Origin of the sequence: Psychrobacter sp. 1U1 (genome assembly GCF_051847535.1) — a bacterium.
Lineage (GTDB): Bacteria > Pseudomonadota > Gammaproteobacteria > Pseudomonadales > Moraxellaceae > Psychrobacter > Psychrobacter saeujeotis.
Genome location: NZ_JBPYDD010000001.1, coordinates 170,622 through 189,818, shown reverse-complemented (window position 1 = coordinate 189,818; position 19,197 = coordinate 170,622). Strand labels below are relative to the sequence as shown.

The following is a 19,197-nucleotide window of genomic DNA, read 5'->3' as shown; positions in this document are numbered from 1 at the left end:
AAGCATGTAATTATGCTGTATTGATGGGTTTTACTGTTGGCCTACTGTGATAGGCACTATATACTCGCTGACTGAATTTTGCCAAGGAGGGCAGTCATGTTTAGCACATTTGCTATCATTATTACTTTATTTTTATTAATGTTTTTTGCTTATCGCGGTTATTCGGTGCTCATCCTAGCGCCGATTATGGCGACGTTAGCGGTCTTTTTATCAGGTGATTTTTTAAGTAGTATTCCCGCCTATACCGATGTGTTTATGGGGGCATTAAGTGGTTTTTTGCTTAAATTCTTCCCTATCTTCTTATTAGGTGCGCTGTTTGGACGGTTGATGGCAGACTCTGGCGCGGCGACAGCGATTGCCAATACCGTGGTCGAAAAGCTCGGTGCCAGTAAAGCCATTTTAGCCGTTATTTTGGTTTGTGCTATCTTAACCTATGGTGGTGTCTCGTTATTTGTCGTAGCGTTTGCTATCTACCCAATCGCCAAAGACTTATTCAAAGCCGCTGATATTCCTAAGCGCTTGATTCCGGCGGCGATTGCTTTAGGCTCATTTACCTTTACGATGACGGCATTGCCAGGCACGCCAGCGATTCAGAATGCTATTCCGATTCCTTATTATAATACCAACGTCTTTGCAGCGCCTATCTTAGGTATTATTGGCGGTACGATCATGTTCATTGGTGGGTGGTTATGGTTGCAGTCGCGCGCTCGCAAAGCCAATGCTGCAGGTGAAGGCTATGGTCAACATGATGATGACGTGGGCGTCGGTGGTATCGATGCTAAAAAAGAGCCTACAGGTGACACGACAAACAATACTGCACAAAACAACATCGCTAAAAGCAATCTAGCAACATCAAGCGCCATGCACAACACGCATCAAACCTCGTTTGCCATCGCCATGATTCCGCTGGTATTGGTCATCGCTCTAAACGCGTTACTTACTTATGCTGTTTTTCCGTCATTAGACTTTAGCGGCTTGCAAGCCCAGTTCCCAGACTTAAATATCGATGGATCACTTGGACTTTGGTCAATTATTATCTCGTTAGTTGTAGCCTGTATAGTTTTGATCGTATTGCGTATTGGTCATTGGAATAACCTACAAAAGACCATCAACCGTGGTACTTACGATTCGATGTTACCGATTTTTAATACGGCATCAGAAGTTGGCTACGGTGCGGTGATTGCATCATTGGCAGGTTTTCTTATCATTCGTGACAATATCTTAAATCTAAGCCCTAATAACCCGCTTATCTCAGAAGCCGTGGCGATGACCACGCTTGCTGGTATTACAGGCTCATCATCTGGTGGTTTAAGTATTGCACTGTCGACGCTCGGTGACGACTATTTAAGAATGGCGGTAGAAGCTGGAATTGATCCAGAGCTTATGCACCGTGTGGCAGTTATGGCAGCGGGCGGTCTTGACACTCTGCCCCATAGTGGCGCTGTCATCACGTTATTTGCTATTTGCGGCTTGACCCATAAACAGTCATATTTAAACCTTGCCATGGTCACCATGGTTATTCCGTTAATCGCTGTTACCTCTATCATTATCTTAGGTACGATGTTTGGTTCTTTCTAAACAAATCTATATTAATATGTGCATAGAAACCCACTTCGTACTTTACTTGGTGGGTTTTTTAACGTGATTAATTACCGAGGATTGTCACAAATTTGGTCGAATTACGGTATCATAGGCACAATTTTTAAATTTTTCCTTTTTTAAAAGCTTTACCATTGATAACATCGCGTCCGCCCGCCATAAATAGCGTGCGATGATGATAATTAACCCGTTTATATAAAAGTATAGGTGACAAAAGTGCGTGAGATTTTAGTAACAAGTGCGCTGCCCTACGCCAATGGCTATATCCATTTGGGGCATCTTGTAGAATATATTCAGACCGACATTTGGGCGCGTGCGATGAAGGCACAAGGCCATCAGGTTACGTATGTCTGCGCGGATGACGCACATGGTACGGCAATCATGCTAAAAGCTGAAGCCAATGGCATCACGCCAGAGGAGCAGATTGCCTCAGTTAAAGCCTCGCATGAAGCGGACTTTGCAAAGTTTTTGATTAACTTTGACAATTATCACACCACTCATTCAGAAGAAAACAAACATTTCTCTGAGCTGATTTATCGCCGTCTTAATAGCGCAGGGCATATCTCAACTCGCGATGTTGAGCAATTATTTGATCCTGAAAAGCAGTTATTTTTGGCCGATCGATTTGTCAAAGGAGAGTGCCCTGAGTGCGGTGCGCTGGATCAATATGGTGATAACTGTGAAGTATGCGGCACAACTTATGACGCGACAGATCTCAAAAATCCGTACTCGACGTTGTCTGATGCCACACCTGTGCTAAAAACCTCAAAGCATTATTTCTTTGACTTGCCAGAATTTGAGCAGTTTTTAAAAGATTGGACGCGTAGTGATAATCGCCTGCAAGTATCGGTCGCCAACAAACTCCAAGAGTGGTTCGAAGCTGGGCTTGCCAGTTGGGATATCTCACGTGATGCGCCCTACTTTGGTTTCCAAATCCCAGATACGCCAAGCGACGAGCCGGACAAATACTTTTATGTATGGTTAGATGCGCCAGTCGGCTACATGGCGAGCTTTAAAAACCTATGCGATAAGCGTGAAGGTACAGAGCAAGCGCTTGATTTTGATCGTTACTGGGCACAAGAAAACGAGCACAAAACAGAAGTTTATCACTTCATCGGCAAGGACATCGTGTACTTTCATGCGTTGTTTTGGCCGGCCATGTTAGCAGGTAGTGAGTTCCGTACCCCAACCGGCGTTTTTGCTCACGGCTTCTTAATGGTCAATGGCGAAAAAATGAGTAAGTCACGCGGCACCTTTATTAAAGCCGAAACTTACGCTGATCATTTACACCCTGAGTATTTGCGTTACTACTTCGCCAGCAAATTGTCTGATAAAGTCGAGGACATCAACCTTGATTTAGAAGACTTTATGCAAAAGGTCAACTCTGACTTGGTGGGTAAAGTGGTTAATATCGCCAGTCGCAGTGCCGGCTTTATTGTTAAAAAGTATGACGGGATGCTGTCGGACGTTTGCGTAGAGTCAACGCTGCTAGAAGATATTACCAAAACCGGTGATGAAATTGCTGCCGCTTATGAGAATCGCGAGTTCTCACGTGCCATGCGTTTGATTATGCAATGTGCGGATAAAGCCAATGAATATATTGACGAGAAAAAACCGTGGTCGCTTGCTAAGATCGAGGGTACTGAGCAAGAAGTGCAAGACGTATGCTCGGTGGCGATTAATATCTTCCGTCAATTGATGGTATATCTTGCGCCAGTATTACCTGAGCTGACGGCCAATGCCAAAGCGTTCTTAAATATTGAAGACTTAAGCTTTGCTAGTCGCAATGAGTGGCTACTGGGTCAAAAAATCAATAAGTTTAAACCTTTGATGCAGCGTATCGAAGAAAAAGATATCGAGGCAATGGTTGAGGCGTCAAAGGAATCTTTGGCTCAAGCCGCTATACCAGTTGCAAGCGACACAGATGCAAATAATGATAGCAAAGCTGCCAAAAACACACAGCCAGCTAACACTGATACTAATACTAATACTGAGCAAGCGGATTATATCGGCATCGAAGATTTTGCCAAAGTTGAGATGAAAGTGGCACATGTTTTAGAGTGCAATCACGTCGAAGGCGCGGACAAGCTACTACAATTTACCTTAGATGTCGGCGAAGACAAACCGCGCAATGTGTTTAGTGGCATTCGTAAGTTTTATGAGCCTGAACAGTTGGCTGATAAGAAAGTAATTTGTGTGACCAATCTTGCCCCGCGAAAGATGAAGTTTGGTGTTTCAGAAGGCATGGTGTTGTCGACTGGTGATCCCAAAACAGGTTTAACGGTCGTTACCCTGCCTGATGACTGTGTCGTTGGTGATACCTTGGCATAAGTTTTGAGTGTAATGTGAAATAATAAAAAAGATGTCTACATGGCATCTTTTTTTGTGTCTTTTTGAATTTGTGTATTTTTTATAACGTAATGGCTAAAAACCGCTTTATATTGCTTTATAAAAGTGCCACAGCATTGTTTAATAATACCTATGACGAATGCGCTTTAATTTTTTATTGCGATAACTTACATTACTGTCATAATATAGGGGTTACATAGAATTCAGCTCCTATACATAACGATCGACGGAACGATTGCTTTATTGTTAACCTGCTATTTTGACATCAACATAGCATTGAACGGACCAATCTGCATTCTCCAATACTACTTTAAAGATCAAAGATCACGAAGACGAGTGCAAGCACTACTATGATTAGGCTTGATGAATCTGGTTTTTGGAATTGATACAACTTATGAGTTAATCTAATAATGACTATTGCTTCTACCCTACGCTTAAGCCTATATGGTGCTGCTATCAGCACCGCTCTTGGATTGATTGGCTGCTCAAACTCTACTGATACTGCAACAGCGACTAATGAAAATCCAGCAACTGATACTGACAAACCTGCCAAGACATTAGCCATCACTCAAATTGTCGAACATCCATCACTAGACGAGATGCGCCGTGGTATTATCGATGAGTTGGCAGATAACGGCTATGTCGAGGGCCAAAACTTAACCGTTAATTTCCAAAGTGCACAAGGTAATACGGCGACAGCAGGGCAGATCGCTAAGCAGTTTGCAGGCGACAATCCAGATGCCATTGTAGCCATCTCAACGCCATCTGCTCAGTCAATCGTGGCATCCACCAAAACCGTTCCAGTTGTTTATACTGCCATCTCAGACCCTGTTGCAGCCAAACTTATCGATGATAAGGGCGTTCCCATTCAAACCAACGTGACAGGCCTATCCAGCCAATTGCCTATCGAGCCGCAGTTAGAGAACATTCAAAAGATTGTCCCCGATGCAAAAACCATTGGCTACGTTTATAGCCCAGGTGAGGTCAACTCTGTGGTCGTGCTGAATCAGCTTAAGGAGGCGGCATCAACACGTGGACTCAAAATACTCGACGTAACAGCCAACCGACCAACTGATGTTGCTATGGCGACGCGCAGTCTTGCTGGTCGCGCTGATGTCATTTATACCTCGTTAGACAATAACGTCGTGTCTGCATTCGAGGCGATGGCAGGTGCAGCAAACGAGCTTGATATTCCAGTTATTGCTTCAGATGAATTTAGTGTCAGACGCGGCGCGACAGCAGCACTTGGGGTAAATGACTATGATTTTGGGCGTACTACTGGCAAAATGGTTTATCGCGTATTAAATGGAGAAGCCGTTAACACTATTAAACCTGAGGTTATGAACACGTTAACTTTGTATGCAAGCCCAAAGCACGCAGCTGAGCAAGGAGTGAGCTTATCAGAAGACTTACTAAAAGATGCCATCAACACTGATACTGATACTGATGTCGATACCAAATAAAAAGTAGTAAGATAACAATCAGCACGTCAATTATTTATATAGTGTACGGACACACTATTATTTTAGGAGCGAGACCCATGTTTTATCAAAACCGTTTTGGTCATTTCAATTTTAGCAAAGCCTTGTTATTAGGCGGTATGTGTACTGCCATCTTAACCGGCTGTAACCAGTCGGCACAAGATACGAGTGCGCCTGATGGTGCGGCTACTAGCGATGACGTCACAGCAATGAAGACTGTCGCTATCACTGCCATTGTCGAGCATCCAGCACTTGATAGTGTTCGTAAAGGTGTCATCGACGAATTAAATGATGCAGGGTTTAAAGACGGTGAAAACTTAACGGTCAACTTCCAAAGTGCTCAAGGCAATACAGCGACAGCAGGTCAGATTGCTAAGCAATTCGTTGCAGATGCGCCTGATGTTATCGTCGCTATTGCAACCCCGTCTGCTCAGTCTGTTGCTGCCTCTACCAGCAGTATCCCGATGGTATTTTCAGCCGTGACTGACCCAGTAGCAGCCAAACTGGTGTCTAAGCTTGATGGCTCTGGCACTAATGTCACAGGTGCATCGGATGCCCTACCCTATGAGCCACAAATTGACTTAATGCGTCAAATCATACCCGATCTCAAAAACGTCGGTTATGTCTATAGTCCAGGCGAAGTCAACTCAACCATTATTTTGAAAAACTTAAAAGAAAAACTGACGCCACTTGGTATCAATGTGCATGAAGCGCCGGCTCAACGTAGTAATGATATTGCGATGGCTGCACGTAGCCTTGAAGGTAAGGTCGATATGATCTACACCTCAACCGATAACAACGTGGTATCAGCTTACGAGTCATTATATCAAATCGCTAAAGAAAGTAAGATTCCATTGATTGCGTCAGATACCAGCTCAGTTGAGCGCGGTGCCGTTGCAGCCTTGGGTGTGAATTATTACGATCTTGGCCGTGAGACTGGTAAAATCGTAGTACGTATCTTAAATGGTGAAGAAGCAGGTGCTATACCTGTATATACACCGCAAATGCTTGACTTGTATGTCAGTCCAACACATGCAAAAGAAGAAGGTATTAGCTTATCACAAGCCGTCATCGACCAAGCAAAAGAAGTGGTAGAATAGCGCACCTTTGTAGGCTGCCTAAAATTAAAACCGTAAAACAGACGGTAATAGCGAGCACAATGAATATCGCCAACTATCATCTGCTTTGATGTTCAATAGCGACATGTTTTGATTTACCCTAACCGCAGATTACTTAATCTGTTAAATTCACCACTTAGACGTTTAGCTAAGATTGGCTTCTATGTTGCTGGGACAAACAGTATTGGCAGACACCATTTATTGGTTTTACCAGTCAATCATTAGAATGCGATTCGCTAAACGCCTGGTTATGACTTACTGATCTCTTATGTCTTTAATCGCTTTTTTTGGTGCGCTTGAAAGTGGTCTGATTTACGGCCTCGTAGCACTTGGTGTGCTAATCTCATTTCGTACCCTCGATTTTCCCGACTTAACCGCTGATGGAAGTTTTCCGTTAGGTGGCGCGGTCGCTGGTATCTCTATCGTCGCTGGTATTAACCCGTGGCTTGCCTGCGTTTTTGGTATGCTGGCAGGGTCAGTCGCTGGTATCGTCACAGCATGGTTGCATGTCAAGCTAGGTATTTTACAGCTGCTTGCCAGTATTTTGGTCATGGTTGCCCTATATTCTGTCAACTTACGTATCATGGGCGCACCCAATCTACCACTGCTTGGTGAAACCACTGTATTTAGCTCACTTGTGACTGATGGCAACGGTTATTGGATGCGCTGCTTAATTATTGGCGTCGTTATCTTGCTTGCCAAGCTACTGTTAGATTGGTTTTATAGCACCGAAACTGGTTTGTCCATGCGCGCGACTGGCTCCAACCTTCGCATGGCACAAGCACAAGGTATCAACACCTCGTGGATGACTATTATCGGTATGGCAGTCTCTAATGGTTTGATCGCTTTAGCCGGAGCGCTGTTTGTGCAGACGCAAGGCGGTGCAGATATCTCTATCGGTATTGGTACCATTGTCATTGGTCTGGCAGCAGTGATCATCGGTGAGACCATTATTCCTGCCAAACGCATTTGGCTCATTACTTTTGCTGTAATCGTTGGCGCAGTACTGTATAAGTTGTTTATTCAGGTTGCGTTATCAAGTGATACGCTACGTAGTATTGGCTTTGGTCCACAAGATTTGAACTTAATTACTGCTTTACTCGTCGTATTGGCATTAGTATTGCCAAAAGCTAAAACTAAGTTTTTATCTCGTAGAGTTCGCGCTTGATGATGCTTAAGATAGCCATACAAGCTTGAAGAAGCTTTTAGCTTAAAGAGATGACAAGGAACCACGATTATGATGCAAGCCACAGATTTACGGTTAACTTTTAACCCAGGCACGCCTATCGAAAACCCTGCACTACGCGGTATCAATCTAAACATTGCTGATGGTGAGTTTGTCACTGTCATCGGTACCAATGGCGCCGGTAAATCAACTTTTTTAAATGCAGTCAGTGGTACCACACGTGTTGATAGTGGTTCAATATTATTGAATGGCATTGATGTCACCAAAAAAACCGCTCATCAGCGCGCTCATTGGGTCGCGCGTGTGTTTCAGGATCCGATGGCGGGCACTTGTGAAGCCTTGACTATCGAAGAGAATATGGCGCTCGCCTATAAGCGCGGCGGCAAACGGGGACTGAATTTTGCATTGAACCAAAATAACCGTGACCTGTTCCGAGAAAAACTATCAGTCTTGAAATTGGGGTTAGAGAAGCGTCTAACCGACCGTATGGGACTGCTGTCAGGTGGACAACGTCAAGCGGTTAGTTTGCTTATGGCCTCATTGCAGCCTTCTAAGATTTTATTGCTAGATGAGCATACTGCTGCGCTTGATCCTAAGACAGCGGCGTTTGTTTTGGAGCTGACAGATAAAATCGTAACAGACAATAATCTCACGACTATGATGGTTACCCACTCCATGCAGCAAGCCTTAGCACATGGCACACGTACCGTCATGCTACATCAGGGGCAAGTGGTCTTAGATGTTGCTGGCGATATTCGTCGTGGTATGACTGTCCATGATCTTCTCGATATGTTTGAGCAAACACGCGGTGAAAAGGTCGAAGACGATAGTTTGATTTTAAGTTAAACAACTCAGCTAAATAGTTTGGATTTAAAAAGTAAAAAACGCCTGTCTAGTAGCAGGCGTTTTTTGTTGGCTGAAAATCGTACATCACAACCATATAGCAAAGTCTAAAAAAAACCTAATCAGTCATTTGCCTCTACCATCTTTTACTCACAGCAGAATAATTATAAGTTCATTACCCTTCTTGACATCTATCTACTTTATTTTTCTCATTTATTGATCAAGCTAGCAAATAATATAATACCTTAGAATCAGTATGGTTTTATACAGTTAGAATGTGATAATATCCCCCATTAAATCCTTAATGATAATATGGTATTAATCGAAGCTATTACATTATAGTAAATAGCACGATTAATTTTTTTTTGGCAAGTGAAAAAATTCTAATGGAGGGTAAGCTTGTGAGAAATGGGCTTATAAAAAAATGGCCACTGATTATAATCATAATTGTCATCATTGGGTTGGCCATCGCATTTATCATTGGGCAATTACTGCCGAATATACGCATCAGCAGTAGCGATATTAAGGTCAATATCACTGATCCGGCTCTCATCAAGCAAGGTGAATACATCGCACGTACCGCTGACTGCGTCGCTTGCCATACGACACTAGACGGCGAAACTTATGCTGGCGGCTTGCCGATGCTAACCCCACTTGGTGCTATCTACTCTACCAACATTACCCCTGATAAAGAAGCTGGTATCGGTAATTATAGTTTTGACGACTTCAAAAATGCGGTCAAACACGGCGTCGCCCCTGGTAATAAAGCGCTATACCCTGCTATGCCTTACCCGTCTTATCAGCTGATGTCAGATGAAGATATGGCAGCGATGTATGCCTTTTTTATGTCGGATGTCAAAGCAGTCAATCAGCCGAATGTAGAAAGCGAGCTACCACCCGTGGCAAACTGGCGCTGGCCATTGGCTTACTGGCAAGTCTTATTTGATCGCAAGCGTGATTTTATCCCTGAGACCGATGATGCCGTACTGACTCGTGGGCAATACTTAATCGAAGGCCCCGGACATTGCGGTTCTTGCCATACTGAGCGCGGTATTGGCTTTCAAGAAGTCACTTTAAGTAATGCAGACTCTGCTGAATATTTAAGCGGCGCGGTCATCGATGGCTGGCGTGCCAAAAGCATACGCGGTGAACAACGCGGACTTGGTACTTGGACCATCGCAGAGTTAAATGATTTTTTCAAGACAGGTCGTACCGATACGACTGCTGCCTTTGGCGCCATGGCTGAAGTAGTCGAGCATAGTACTCAATATATGACTGACTATGATATCAACGCCATGTCCTCTTATCTAAAAACCTTGACCCCTGCCCCAAATAAAGAAGAGACGCTTCCTCAGAAACAAGACATCACTACGCAAAAACTGCTAGATGGTGACTATGACTCTCGCGGTGCAATATTGTATGCAGAGTATTGCCAAGTTTGTCATCGTGCTGACGGTAAAGGTGTGGCACGTATTTTCCCAGCACTTGATGCCAATAGTGCAGTTTATTCTAAAAACGCAGATTCAGTCTTACAGATTACCCTAAGCGGCGGGCGAATGCCTGAGACCCCACATGACCGTATGGCCTTTACCATGCCTGAATTCACCAACTTAAGTGATGCAGATGTGGCTGAAGTCGTCAACTATGTCCGTAACAGCTGGACCAATCAAGCACCCAAAATTGATGTCGATGATGTGGTAAAAATGCGCGCATTTCTTGCCAAAAAGCCAAAAACCAGTACCGATATTGCCACAGACCTAACTATTGATACGCAAACAGAAGGAGCAAAATAATGAAAAAATCCCCCCTCAACTTGCTTACTGTTGCTAGCGTTATTTCCCAAAAAACAATCATGAACCAACTAACCTCAATTATCCTTACTGCTTCAATAGTGGGCGTCGCCGCTATCAGTAGTGGTTGCTCACAACCAGAGCCTGCTGAGCAAAATGCACCTGAGTACGGCTTAATCACCGCTGATGATGCCAACGAGGATATCGGCACTTATGTGTTGCCGCAAGACACCTCTATTTTGAATGAGCCAAATACTGATGAAATATTTTACGGTAAACGATTATTAAATGAGACTAAGCGTCTACTGCCAGAGCATGTTGGCGCACAAATGAACTGTAATAGCTGTCATATCTCGCAGGGAAAAGTGCCTCTTGGCGATCCCTATATCAATAGCTACAATACTTATCCTCGTGTCATGCCACGCTCTGGTAAGGAAGTTGATTTAACCAAACGCATCAATGGCTGCTTTCAGCGCTCAATGAATGGCAAACCATTAAACCCTGAATCATCTGAAATGCTGGCCATGATAGCTTACATGAAGTGGCTATCGCAAAACACGCCGAAAGAGCAAAAGGTCGATATTCAAAACGCTGGTAAAGTCGACGAATCGTTAACCCCAGACCCCACGCGCGGCGAGCAAATTTATAAAGCTCAGTGTGCGACCTGTCACGGTGATAACGGCGAAGGCATCAAAGACAGTCGCGGTGACATCGTGTTTCCGCCATTATGGGGTGATGAATCTTTCAACATCGGCGCTGGCATGGCGCGAACTTATAAAGCAGCGGCTTTTGTAAAATATAATATGCCGATGGGTATTCAAACCAAAGGCTTATGGGGTCATGGAAATGTGCTGAGCGATCAAGATGCCGTCGATGTGGCGCATTTCTTTACTCATCAGCCGCGCCCTGACTTTGCTGGTAAAGTGAATGATTGGCCAAATGGTAAAAAGCCCAAGGACGCGCGCTACTGATTTTTATTAAAAAATGCACACTGATACGTTGTTATCAATTAATAAAACTCAGCTCATAATCCCTTAACCAACAAGCACTGAGTTAGCAGTCACATAAAAAACCTTCAAGCAAATATACTTTTCTTGAAGGTTTTTTGTTATCTATAGTTAATTATATACAAACTTCTCGTTAGTCACTATATAGTTGTTATATAAGCTTATTTGCCACCATTTACTATGAGGTTTGTTATGCGCAAAATTCCTATTTACTCTCATCCTGCTGCTGGTTGGCCAGCGCTCATTGCCTCTACTCGTAAACTTATGGATTATAAGGCCTTTGTGCGCGGTAGCTTAAGCATGTTGAAAAGCAATCAGCCTAAGACGGGTTTTGATTGTCCAGGCTGTGCATGGCCTGATCATAAGTCTCATAAAACACTTGATATTTGCGAAACTGGTATTAAAGTCATCGCTAGTGAGGCCATGTCTACTAAAGCAGATGCCAAATTCTTTGAAAAATATACCGTCAAAGAGCTCCAGAAATGGAACGGCTACGAGATTGAGCATAGTGGTCGTTTATCAGAACCGCTTCGGTATGATGCAGCGCAGGACCGCTATCTCCCTATCTCTTGGCAGGCTGCTTATGAGATTATCGCGAAAGAGTTGAATAAGCTTGACTCGCCAGATGACGCTTTATTTTATACCTCAGGGCGAGTAACGAACGAGCCTGCCTTTATGTATCAGCTGTTTGTACGCTGTTTTGGCACCAATAACTTGCCTGATTGCTCCAATATGTGCCATGAGCCAACATCCGTTATGCTGGGTAAGCAATTGGGTGTCGGCAAAGCCACGGTCATGCTTGAAGATTTTGAAAAGGCCAAACTGCTGTTATCTTTTGGACATAATCCAGCCACCAATCATCCACGCATGCTTGAGATGCTGGCACACGCGCATAAAGAAGGCTGCCGAATCATCTCTATCAATCCGATGCGCGAACAAGGCTTAAAGGCTTTTAGAAATCCGCAAAAACCCACGCACATGGCAGCAGGTCAAAGTGATGAGATGACTGATGAAGTCGTCCAGATTCAAATTGGTGGCGATACGGCTTTGTTAGCGGGTATGGCCAAATGGCTGGTCGAGCATGACAAAATTGATCACAATTTTATTACCGAGCACACCTCAGGTTTTGAGGCATTAAAAGAATGGCTAACCGAGCAAACTTGGACAGATATTGAGCGCGGTAGTGGTATTGTACAAGCAGAGATTGTCAAACTGGCAAAATTGGTTGCCGATAGTCCAGCGACGATATGTACTTGGGGCATGGGCGTTACGCAACATGTGCAGGGCGAAGACAATGTGGCTATGATTACCAACTTGCTGCTGCTTATGGGCATGATAGGTATTGATGGTGCTGGCGCTTCGCCAATTCGCGGGCACTCTAATGTGCAGGGCGATAGAACCATGGGTATTCATGAACGCCCTAAGCAAAAACTTTTAGACAGCCTTGAGCGGGTGTTTGAACGTTCGATGCCGCAAGAAGATGGCTATGATGTTGTCTCAGGAGCAAAAGCTTTGATCGACGGCAAGCTTAAAGCTTTTATGGCTATGGGCGGCAACTTTGCAGTAGCAGCACCAAATACTAGTGCGATTCAACAAGCTTTAACAGACAACGAATTGAATGTTTTTGTTGGTACCAAACTTAACGGCACCATGCTGTATCCTGGTGCCAATAATATTATTCTGCCTTGCTTAAGCCGGATTGAAAGTTTAGTGACCGCTAAAGGCGAGCAGTTTGCCACCATCGAAGACTCTATGTGTCAAATTGTCGCGACCAAGGGCACTATTAAACCTATCAGCGATACGTTAAAGTCTGAAGCGCAGATTGTCGCAGATATTGCGACACATGTACTAGGCTCGACAACCAATATAGATTGGCAAGCGATGAGTGAAGACTATGATGTGGTGCGTGATTATGTATCGCAAGCTATCGATGGTTTTGAGAACTTTAATCAGCGTATTCGTGATAGCGAGCGCGGTTTTCATCTATATCACCCAGCGCGTCATCGCGTATGGAATACAGATAGTGGTAAGGCTCAAATCGAAGTACCACAATATCCGATTACTTATGTTGCTGAGCAAATGGCTCAAAAGACTGCATCGACTGAACAGAAGGTTAATCCATCTCAAAATGAGCAACAAAAGGTTTGGCAGTTTACCAGTGTGCGTAGTCATGATCAGTTCAATACGATGATTTTTGGCTACAATGACCGTTATCGTCAAACCAACCGCCGTGATGTGCTCTTTATGCATCCTGATGAAATTAGCCGCTTGGGCTGGCAAAAAGGAGATAGCGTTATAGTGACGCGTCAAGACAGTAGCAACCAAGCACGTACTCTTGGTCCACTCGTTTTAACTGAGATGGATATTGCTTCTAATGCAGTCGCTGCTTATTATCCTGAGTGTAATGATTTATTTGATTTAGACACTCATGCACCAGAGTCGCACATCCCAGCTTATAAATCCTCAACTGTGACTTTGGAGCGCGTAGCTGCTGATAGTCGCGAGCCAAGTAAAGTTGATAAGCAAGCACAAGTTAGTAGCGCAGATGGACTGGTAGCTTCGGCTTGATTTTTGCCATGGTCATTTTTTAGTTTAGATGGTGAGGCTTAAAATGAGGTAAATTGCGCTAAACAAAGAAGAAATCGTTATTAATATGAATACATTAACGAGGCTTTTGGTACTGTTTAGCGAAATTTATCTATTTTAAGACCGCTAAATGCATAAGTGTACTTATTGATAACACGCTTTAGGTTAAAAGCAGATTTTATGATAACTGAACATACCAAAGTCTTAGAAGACAATCTACTCGAAACCGTTGCGTCATCTGCTTCGGTATCTCATACAGTCTCCGATATAATTGATGAAGCTCAAGCACCTGTCTTAATTGATGCTTCACTACCCTCGTCAGTCACACCGCTTTCACGCACTCATTTGGCACAAAAGCACTATTATCCATCAAATTATTATGACCATTACCATCCTTATATCGAAAATAAACCTGCAAGTTTGGCAGTAGAGGCTGCTGTTGCTATCGTCATCAATGGTGTGCATTATGCCGTATTGATGGCCAGTCCTTACCAGTTGGAGTATTTGGCCGTTGGGTTTTTGTTTAGTGAGGGCTTAATTCAGTATAGTCATGAATTGCTAGATTGGGAGGTGACTCAGCTTACCGATACAACCAACTATGAGAGCTTTATACAAGGCTCAATCGATAAAAATTCTGAAACAGAAATATTTGAACAAAGCGAAATACTTGAACAAAGCTTAGCACAATTGCAAGATTATGATGTTTATATAGTAGAGCTAGTATTGAATCAGCGTTGTCATCAGCGTATTCAGGCACAAAAACGTCAGCTAGCGGGCCGTACTGGCTGCGGCATGTGCGGTATGACTGGTCTAACACAAGCATTACCTGACTTGAGTGCCTATCATCAAAAGAGACAGTATGTAAAAGACATCGTCCCACACCTCAGCTATCTGTTGTCAATACGGCAACGAGTAGATACTATGCAACACACTCATCAATTGACAGGTGCAGTACATGCAGCGGCAACGATGCAAGGTGATGATTTGTATTTATTTGAAGATGTAGGACGTCATAACGCGCTTGACAAACTTATCGGCTGGCAACTGCGGAACAAAATGGAGGTTGAATACGTTCTTATGACGTCTCGCTTATCCATTGAGCTGGTACAAAAATCTATCCGTAGCCGCATACCTTGGTTAGTCGGTATGTCTGCCCCTACTAGTACAGCAGTTCGAGTCGCTGAACGTTATGGCTTGGGGTTGGCTGGATTTTTACGTGACAACAGGGTGACGTATTATTCTGGTATTTGAAGCATTCAGCGCGCATAGCTGCTGATAAAAAAAGAGAACAAGACACTAGATGCCTTGTTCTCTTTTTTATACTTCTTTTATTCGTACTTTCACATTTAGTTAGACTATTGGGTAAATTGTGAATATTTTGCACAAGAGGCAGGTTGCCAATAGGTCTCTGTGGCATAAAACTCATCTTTACGCAGTATACCTTCGTAACTATCATCAAAGATGATTTTATAGCGACAGGTTTCTACGTTTTGATCGGTATCATAGAACTTGAGAATATAATCCCATTCACGGGAATTAAAACCTTCTTGAAAGTGCGGTGTACCGATGAGTTTATAAATCTCATTTTTGGTCGTACCGACTTTGATTTTGGCAACATCATTTTGCTCAACGATCCTGCCTTCTTTTTGCCATGCCTTACTTTGCTCAGGGAATACAAGATCATCAGGATGAACTGTCCCATGCTGTGCGCCAGGACTCACAAGCCAAGTACAGCCAGTTACAGCAAATAATAAGGCAGTAGCCAATAATCCGTGGCCATAAGTAGATAAATTCATTGTTTATTCCTTAATGTGTCATGAGTGATATGACAATGTCTGTCAGAGTACAGACATCGTCAAAATAGGTTGGATTGGATTAGAAATGGAAGCCTGCACCAATAGCGCCGCCAGCATTGCCTTGAGTATCTGCTGTACCATTTATTTTCATCACCCAGCGACCGTTATCAGAGACTCTGGACACACCGATAGCAACTGCGCTTTCCCCGTTATATGATGCCACACCGCCACCTACCATCGATTTACCAGGAATATAAGCTTGCGGTAATGAAGACATTGCCATTGCCGCCGAGATACCTGCATTGGCGTCGTCTTCAACATCGTCGATTCTATAACCTAGCGAATCAACCTTGCCCTCAAGTTTTGAGTCCATATCAGCAATTTGACCATTGATTACTCTGTCAATACTATCAAATTGGTCGTTAAGCTGACCTACGTTCACAGCATCACTATCCTCGACACCATCAGCAACGTTAGTTATTGTGTTGCCACCGTTGTCTAGACCATTATTACTAACAACGACATTATTATTTGGGCCACCAGTTACGGTCACGCCATCATCGTTGACTGTGGTATTGCCAGCGACCACTCTATCTGTAGTCACACTATCTACATTAATATTATTGTTTAGATCGAATCTAATACTACTGCCTTGAGCAGTAGTGGTAATGTTGTTACCACCTACAAAGCCAAGTACGCTATCATCACCTATTGGTTTATTGATATTGTTGCCACTATCCGCACCAAAGTTTAATCCGCCATCCAGTCGATTGGTATTATTAGTAATATTGGTCGTATTGCTAGCGATGTTAGTTGTATTGTTAGAAACTGCTTCATTAGTATCTGCTGTGCCTTGCTGAATAGATCCGATAGCGCCATCGATAGTATCTTGACCAGTACCGCCAATATTAGTAGTCGTAATAACACCGCCATTGTTTACCGCGTTACCGCCAATGACGCCAGTAATAGAGTCTGCGGTGTTGTTTAACTGATCGCCTGTTATGGCATCGCTAGAGCCTGCTGCTACAGTGCCATTACTAACGTTAGTAATCTTATTTCCGCCATTGTTTAGGCCATTGGATGAGATGACGACATCGCCAAAGGTGGCGCTGTCTAAATCAATGTCCTTGTTTAAATCAAAACTCACATTGTTATTATTGGCGTCTTTAGAGACCACAATATTGTCATCTTGATTATTAAGATCAACAGTATCACCTGGTCTTACTGTACTGGTATTCTCACCTTGAGCAGTAACATTGAAACCTTGGTTAGCGGAGGTAGCACTGTCTCTGACTTCATTTAATTGATCAAAGTTGACCGCATCGGTACCTTCTGTAGCTCTGGCTACGTTAGTAATTCTGTTACCACCATTATTTAGACCCGTTGTTGAGACAATAACATTACCAAAGGTTGCAGTATTAAGACCCATTAAATCCTTGGATAATTTAACGTTAAGACTACCCTCTCCGTCAGCGACAACGCCTATGTTGTTCTCAGTAAGTTCAGTTGCGCCACCTTTGATAGTAAGCGTCTGACCCAATTTGCGATTGATCGTGACAGTAGTGTTGTCACCTGTAAAGCTCAAGCCTCTGCCAATAGCAGTCGTATTATTAGTAATGTTAGTCGTATTATTAGTAATATCTGTGCTCAACGTATCTGCAACAGAGAATAGCTGACTACCGTTGATAGCATCTGTGCTGGTTTCCATGACATCGCCTGCTGCAACGTTTTTAATTTGACGTTCTTGTCCGCTAGCACCCACAGAGACTTGATCTCCTGCGGCGTTAGCTGCCCCAGCAAAGTTATCAAATTTGACACCGCCTACAGTTGCGCTGGTAACACTCTCTGCATTAGTATTTGTATTAGAACCATTACCTAATGCTACTGATCCTGCCTTGGTTGCTGCCGAAGAAGTACCAAGAGATAGCGCATTGTCTGCGGTAGCTTGAGCACCGCTACCAAGAGACAGCGCATTGTCTGCGGTAGCTTGAGCACCGCTACCAAGAGCAATAGTGTCTCTACCAGATGCTTTGGTTTGACCTATAAATTGATAAGCAGCTCCATCTTGTCCAGCGACTTCACCCGCTCCGTCAATATCAGTAGAACCAATAGCGATACCACGATAACCAGTTGCAGTTGCAGAATGACCGACTGCTAACGATCCATCGCCTGTAGCAGAAGCGACGTTACCCATGGCTTGTGAGTAGTCTCCTCTAGCAACTGATTGACGACCTATCGCTAATGCAGTATTGCCTTCAGATAATGAGCCAACGCCTATAGCCACACCAGCGCCACTAGTCGTTTTTGCATATTCACCTATTGCTACGCTAAATACATGCTCTGTACTTGCACCTGTTCCAATCGCGACGGAGCCTCCATTCTTCATCCCAGGCGTAAATTCATTATCAGTATAGTAAGGGTTGCCACGATCAGCGATTTGATATCCCTTGTTGCTGGTAGAAGATTCGCAGCCAATAGCGATATTTTCTTTATTAGTGCCTGAATTTGCTTGGCTATCATTAGTACATTCAGAAATAGCTGTACCACTTCCTGTACCGCCGTTCACTCCGACAGCAGCAATAGCTTGTGAAGACATACCGATTGCCAAACTTGTCAAGCCGACGGCAATAAGTGCTGAACGTAATGCATTTAGGCGTAGACTACGGCCGCTTTGTGTCCCTATATCAGTCTTTAGAGCTGAAGCACTGATAGAAGACTTTGATGACTTACCCTTCGCTTTGGCATTTTCAGCAACTGCTGTAAAGCATTGCAACGCTTCATTCCATATGACTTTATAACTGCGATTCATAATATATACTCCCAAATAGATCTATTAGATATAAAAAACAAAACCAAAATCTATGTTACAGAGAGTCTAAATAACAAAAGATAACGGGCCTTAGACTTACATATACGTAACATCTTGTTAAGATGTAACCCGTTATTAAGCATTAAGAAGCGAAAAATTTTTGTATTGTAAACTGACTGTTTCCATATATATTCATAATTCCGGATATATGCATTCATCTTAACGGATATACATATATAGAAACAATACCGTTAGGCGATTATTTACAACCGTTTATCCTTTTATTTACATATTAACAACAAAGTAAGTTAGTATTTTAGAAGTAATTCCTTAGATAAAATCTGATTAAAATAGAGATTTTGTATGGTGAAAGGCTATATGCACCGGCGATAGACATAAAAAAAGACCTCAAGTCCAAAATGACTCAAAGTCTTCTTTTTTATATTTTCTCATAGAGAATATAAAAGTTTGTTTTTACAATTAGTTATTTAAGCAAGTATGTTTGTTACTAATTTTAAAAATATAACCATATAATAGTAGTTTTTTTGATAGAACATCATCCTATGTAACTGTCAGTCAGATTATATTTCCTACAATATACAATAGATCAAAAAGTATTATAGTTCCTTATTG

Annotated in this window: 12 protein-coding genes; 10 read left to right on the top strand and 2 right to left on the bottom strand. The window is 43.1% G+C overall.

All coding sequences use genetic code 11. The annotated features are described in order from the left end of the window. Nucleotides 1–96: 96 nt before the first annotated feature. From ACS8FB_RS00800 to fdhD, 10 genes are all read left to right on the top strand, one after another. Nucleotides 97–1,578 carry a GntP family permease gene (locus ACS8FB_RS00800; RefSeq protein ID WP_439260577.1) on the top strand — a complete coding sequence of 494 codons (1,482 nt, stop codon included), beginning with the start codon at nt 97–99 and terminating at the stop codon, nt 1,576–1,578. Between the two features lie 237 nt (nt 1,579–1,815). After that, nucleotides 1,816–3,930 (top strand): methionine--tRNA ligase, encoded by a 2,115-nt coding sequence (gene metG, locus ACS8FB_RS00795; RefSeq protein WP_439260576.1) that lies wholly within the window; start codon nt 1,816–1,818, stop codon nt 3,928–3,930. Nucleotides 3,931–4,358: 428 nt separating this feature from the next. After that, a complete protein-coding gene (locus ACS8FB_RS00790; RefSeq protein ID WP_439260575.1) occupies nt 4,359–5,411 on the top strand; it encodes an ABC transporter substrate-binding protein in 1,053 nt (350 codons plus the stop codon). Nucleotides 5,412–5,488: 77 nt separating this feature from the next. Then, entirely contained in the window at nt 5,489–6,529 is a 1,041-nt protein-coding gene (locus ACS8FB_RS00785) for an ABC transporter substrate-binding protein (protein ID WP_439260574.1), read from the top strand. Nucleotides 6,530–6,815: 286 nt separating this feature from the next. Next, nucleotides 6,816–7,715, top strand: a complete 900-nt coding sequence (locus tag ACS8FB_RS00780; protein WP_439260573.1) for an ABC transporter permease — start codon at nt 6,816–6,818, stop codon at nt 7,713–7,715. 69 nt (nt 7,716–7,784) lie between these two features. Next, on the top strand, nt 7,785–8,579 hold the full coding sequence (locus tag ACS8FB_RS00775; RefSeq protein ID WP_299216624.1) for an ABC transporter ATP-binding protein: 795 nt from the start codon (nt 7,785–7,787) through the stop codon (nt 8,577–8,579). 398 nt (nt 8,580–8,977) lie between these two features. Further along, nucleotides 8,978–10,369: a cytochrome c gene (locus ACS8FB_RS00770; RefSeq protein WP_439260572.1), complete on the top strand. Its 1,392-nt coding sequence runs from the start codon at nt 8,978–8,980 to the stop codon at nt 10,367–10,369. Continuing rightward, nucleotides 10,369–11,337 (top strand): c-type cytochrome, encoded by a 969-nt coding sequence (locus tag ACS8FB_RS00765; RefSeq protein WP_439260571.1) that lies wholly within the window; start codon nt 10,369–10,371, stop codon nt 11,335–11,337. Before ACS8FB_RS00770 ends, ACS8FB_RS00765 begins: the two co-directional genes overlap by 1 nt. A gap of 228 nt (nt 11,338–11,565) precedes the next feature. Then, nucleotides 11,566–13,941 (top strand): FdhF/YdeP family oxidoreductase, encoded by a 2,376-nt coding sequence (locus ACS8FB_RS00760; RefSeq protein ID WP_439260570.1) that lies wholly within the window; start codon nt 11,566–11,568, stop codon nt 13,939–13,941. A 198-nt stretch (nt 13,942–14,139) separates the two neighbouring features. Then, nucleotides 14,140–15,210, top strand: a complete 1,071-nt coding sequence (fdhD, locus tag ACS8FB_RS00755) for a formate dehydrogenase accessory sulfurtransferase FdhD (protein WP_439260569.1) — start codon at nt 14,140–14,142, stop codon at nt 15,208–15,210. 104 nt (nt 15,211–15,314) lie between these two features. Here fdhD and ACS8FB_RS00750 read toward each other — a convergent pair whose 3' ends face one another. After that, nucleotides 15,315–15,755, bottom strand: a complete 441-nt coding sequence (locus tag ACS8FB_RS00750) for an outer membrane protein assembly factor BamE (protein WP_439260568.1) — start codon at nt 15,753–15,755, stop codon at nt 15,315–15,317. Between the two features lie 79 nt (nt 15,756–15,834). Further along, nucleotides 15,835–18,564, bottom strand: coding sequence for a YadA family autotransporter adhesin (locus tag ACS8FB_RS00745; protein WP_439260567.1), 2,730 nt, complete (start codon nt 18,562–18,564; stop codon nt 15,835–15,837). Between the last annotated feature and the right edge of the window lie 633 nt (nt 18,565–19,197).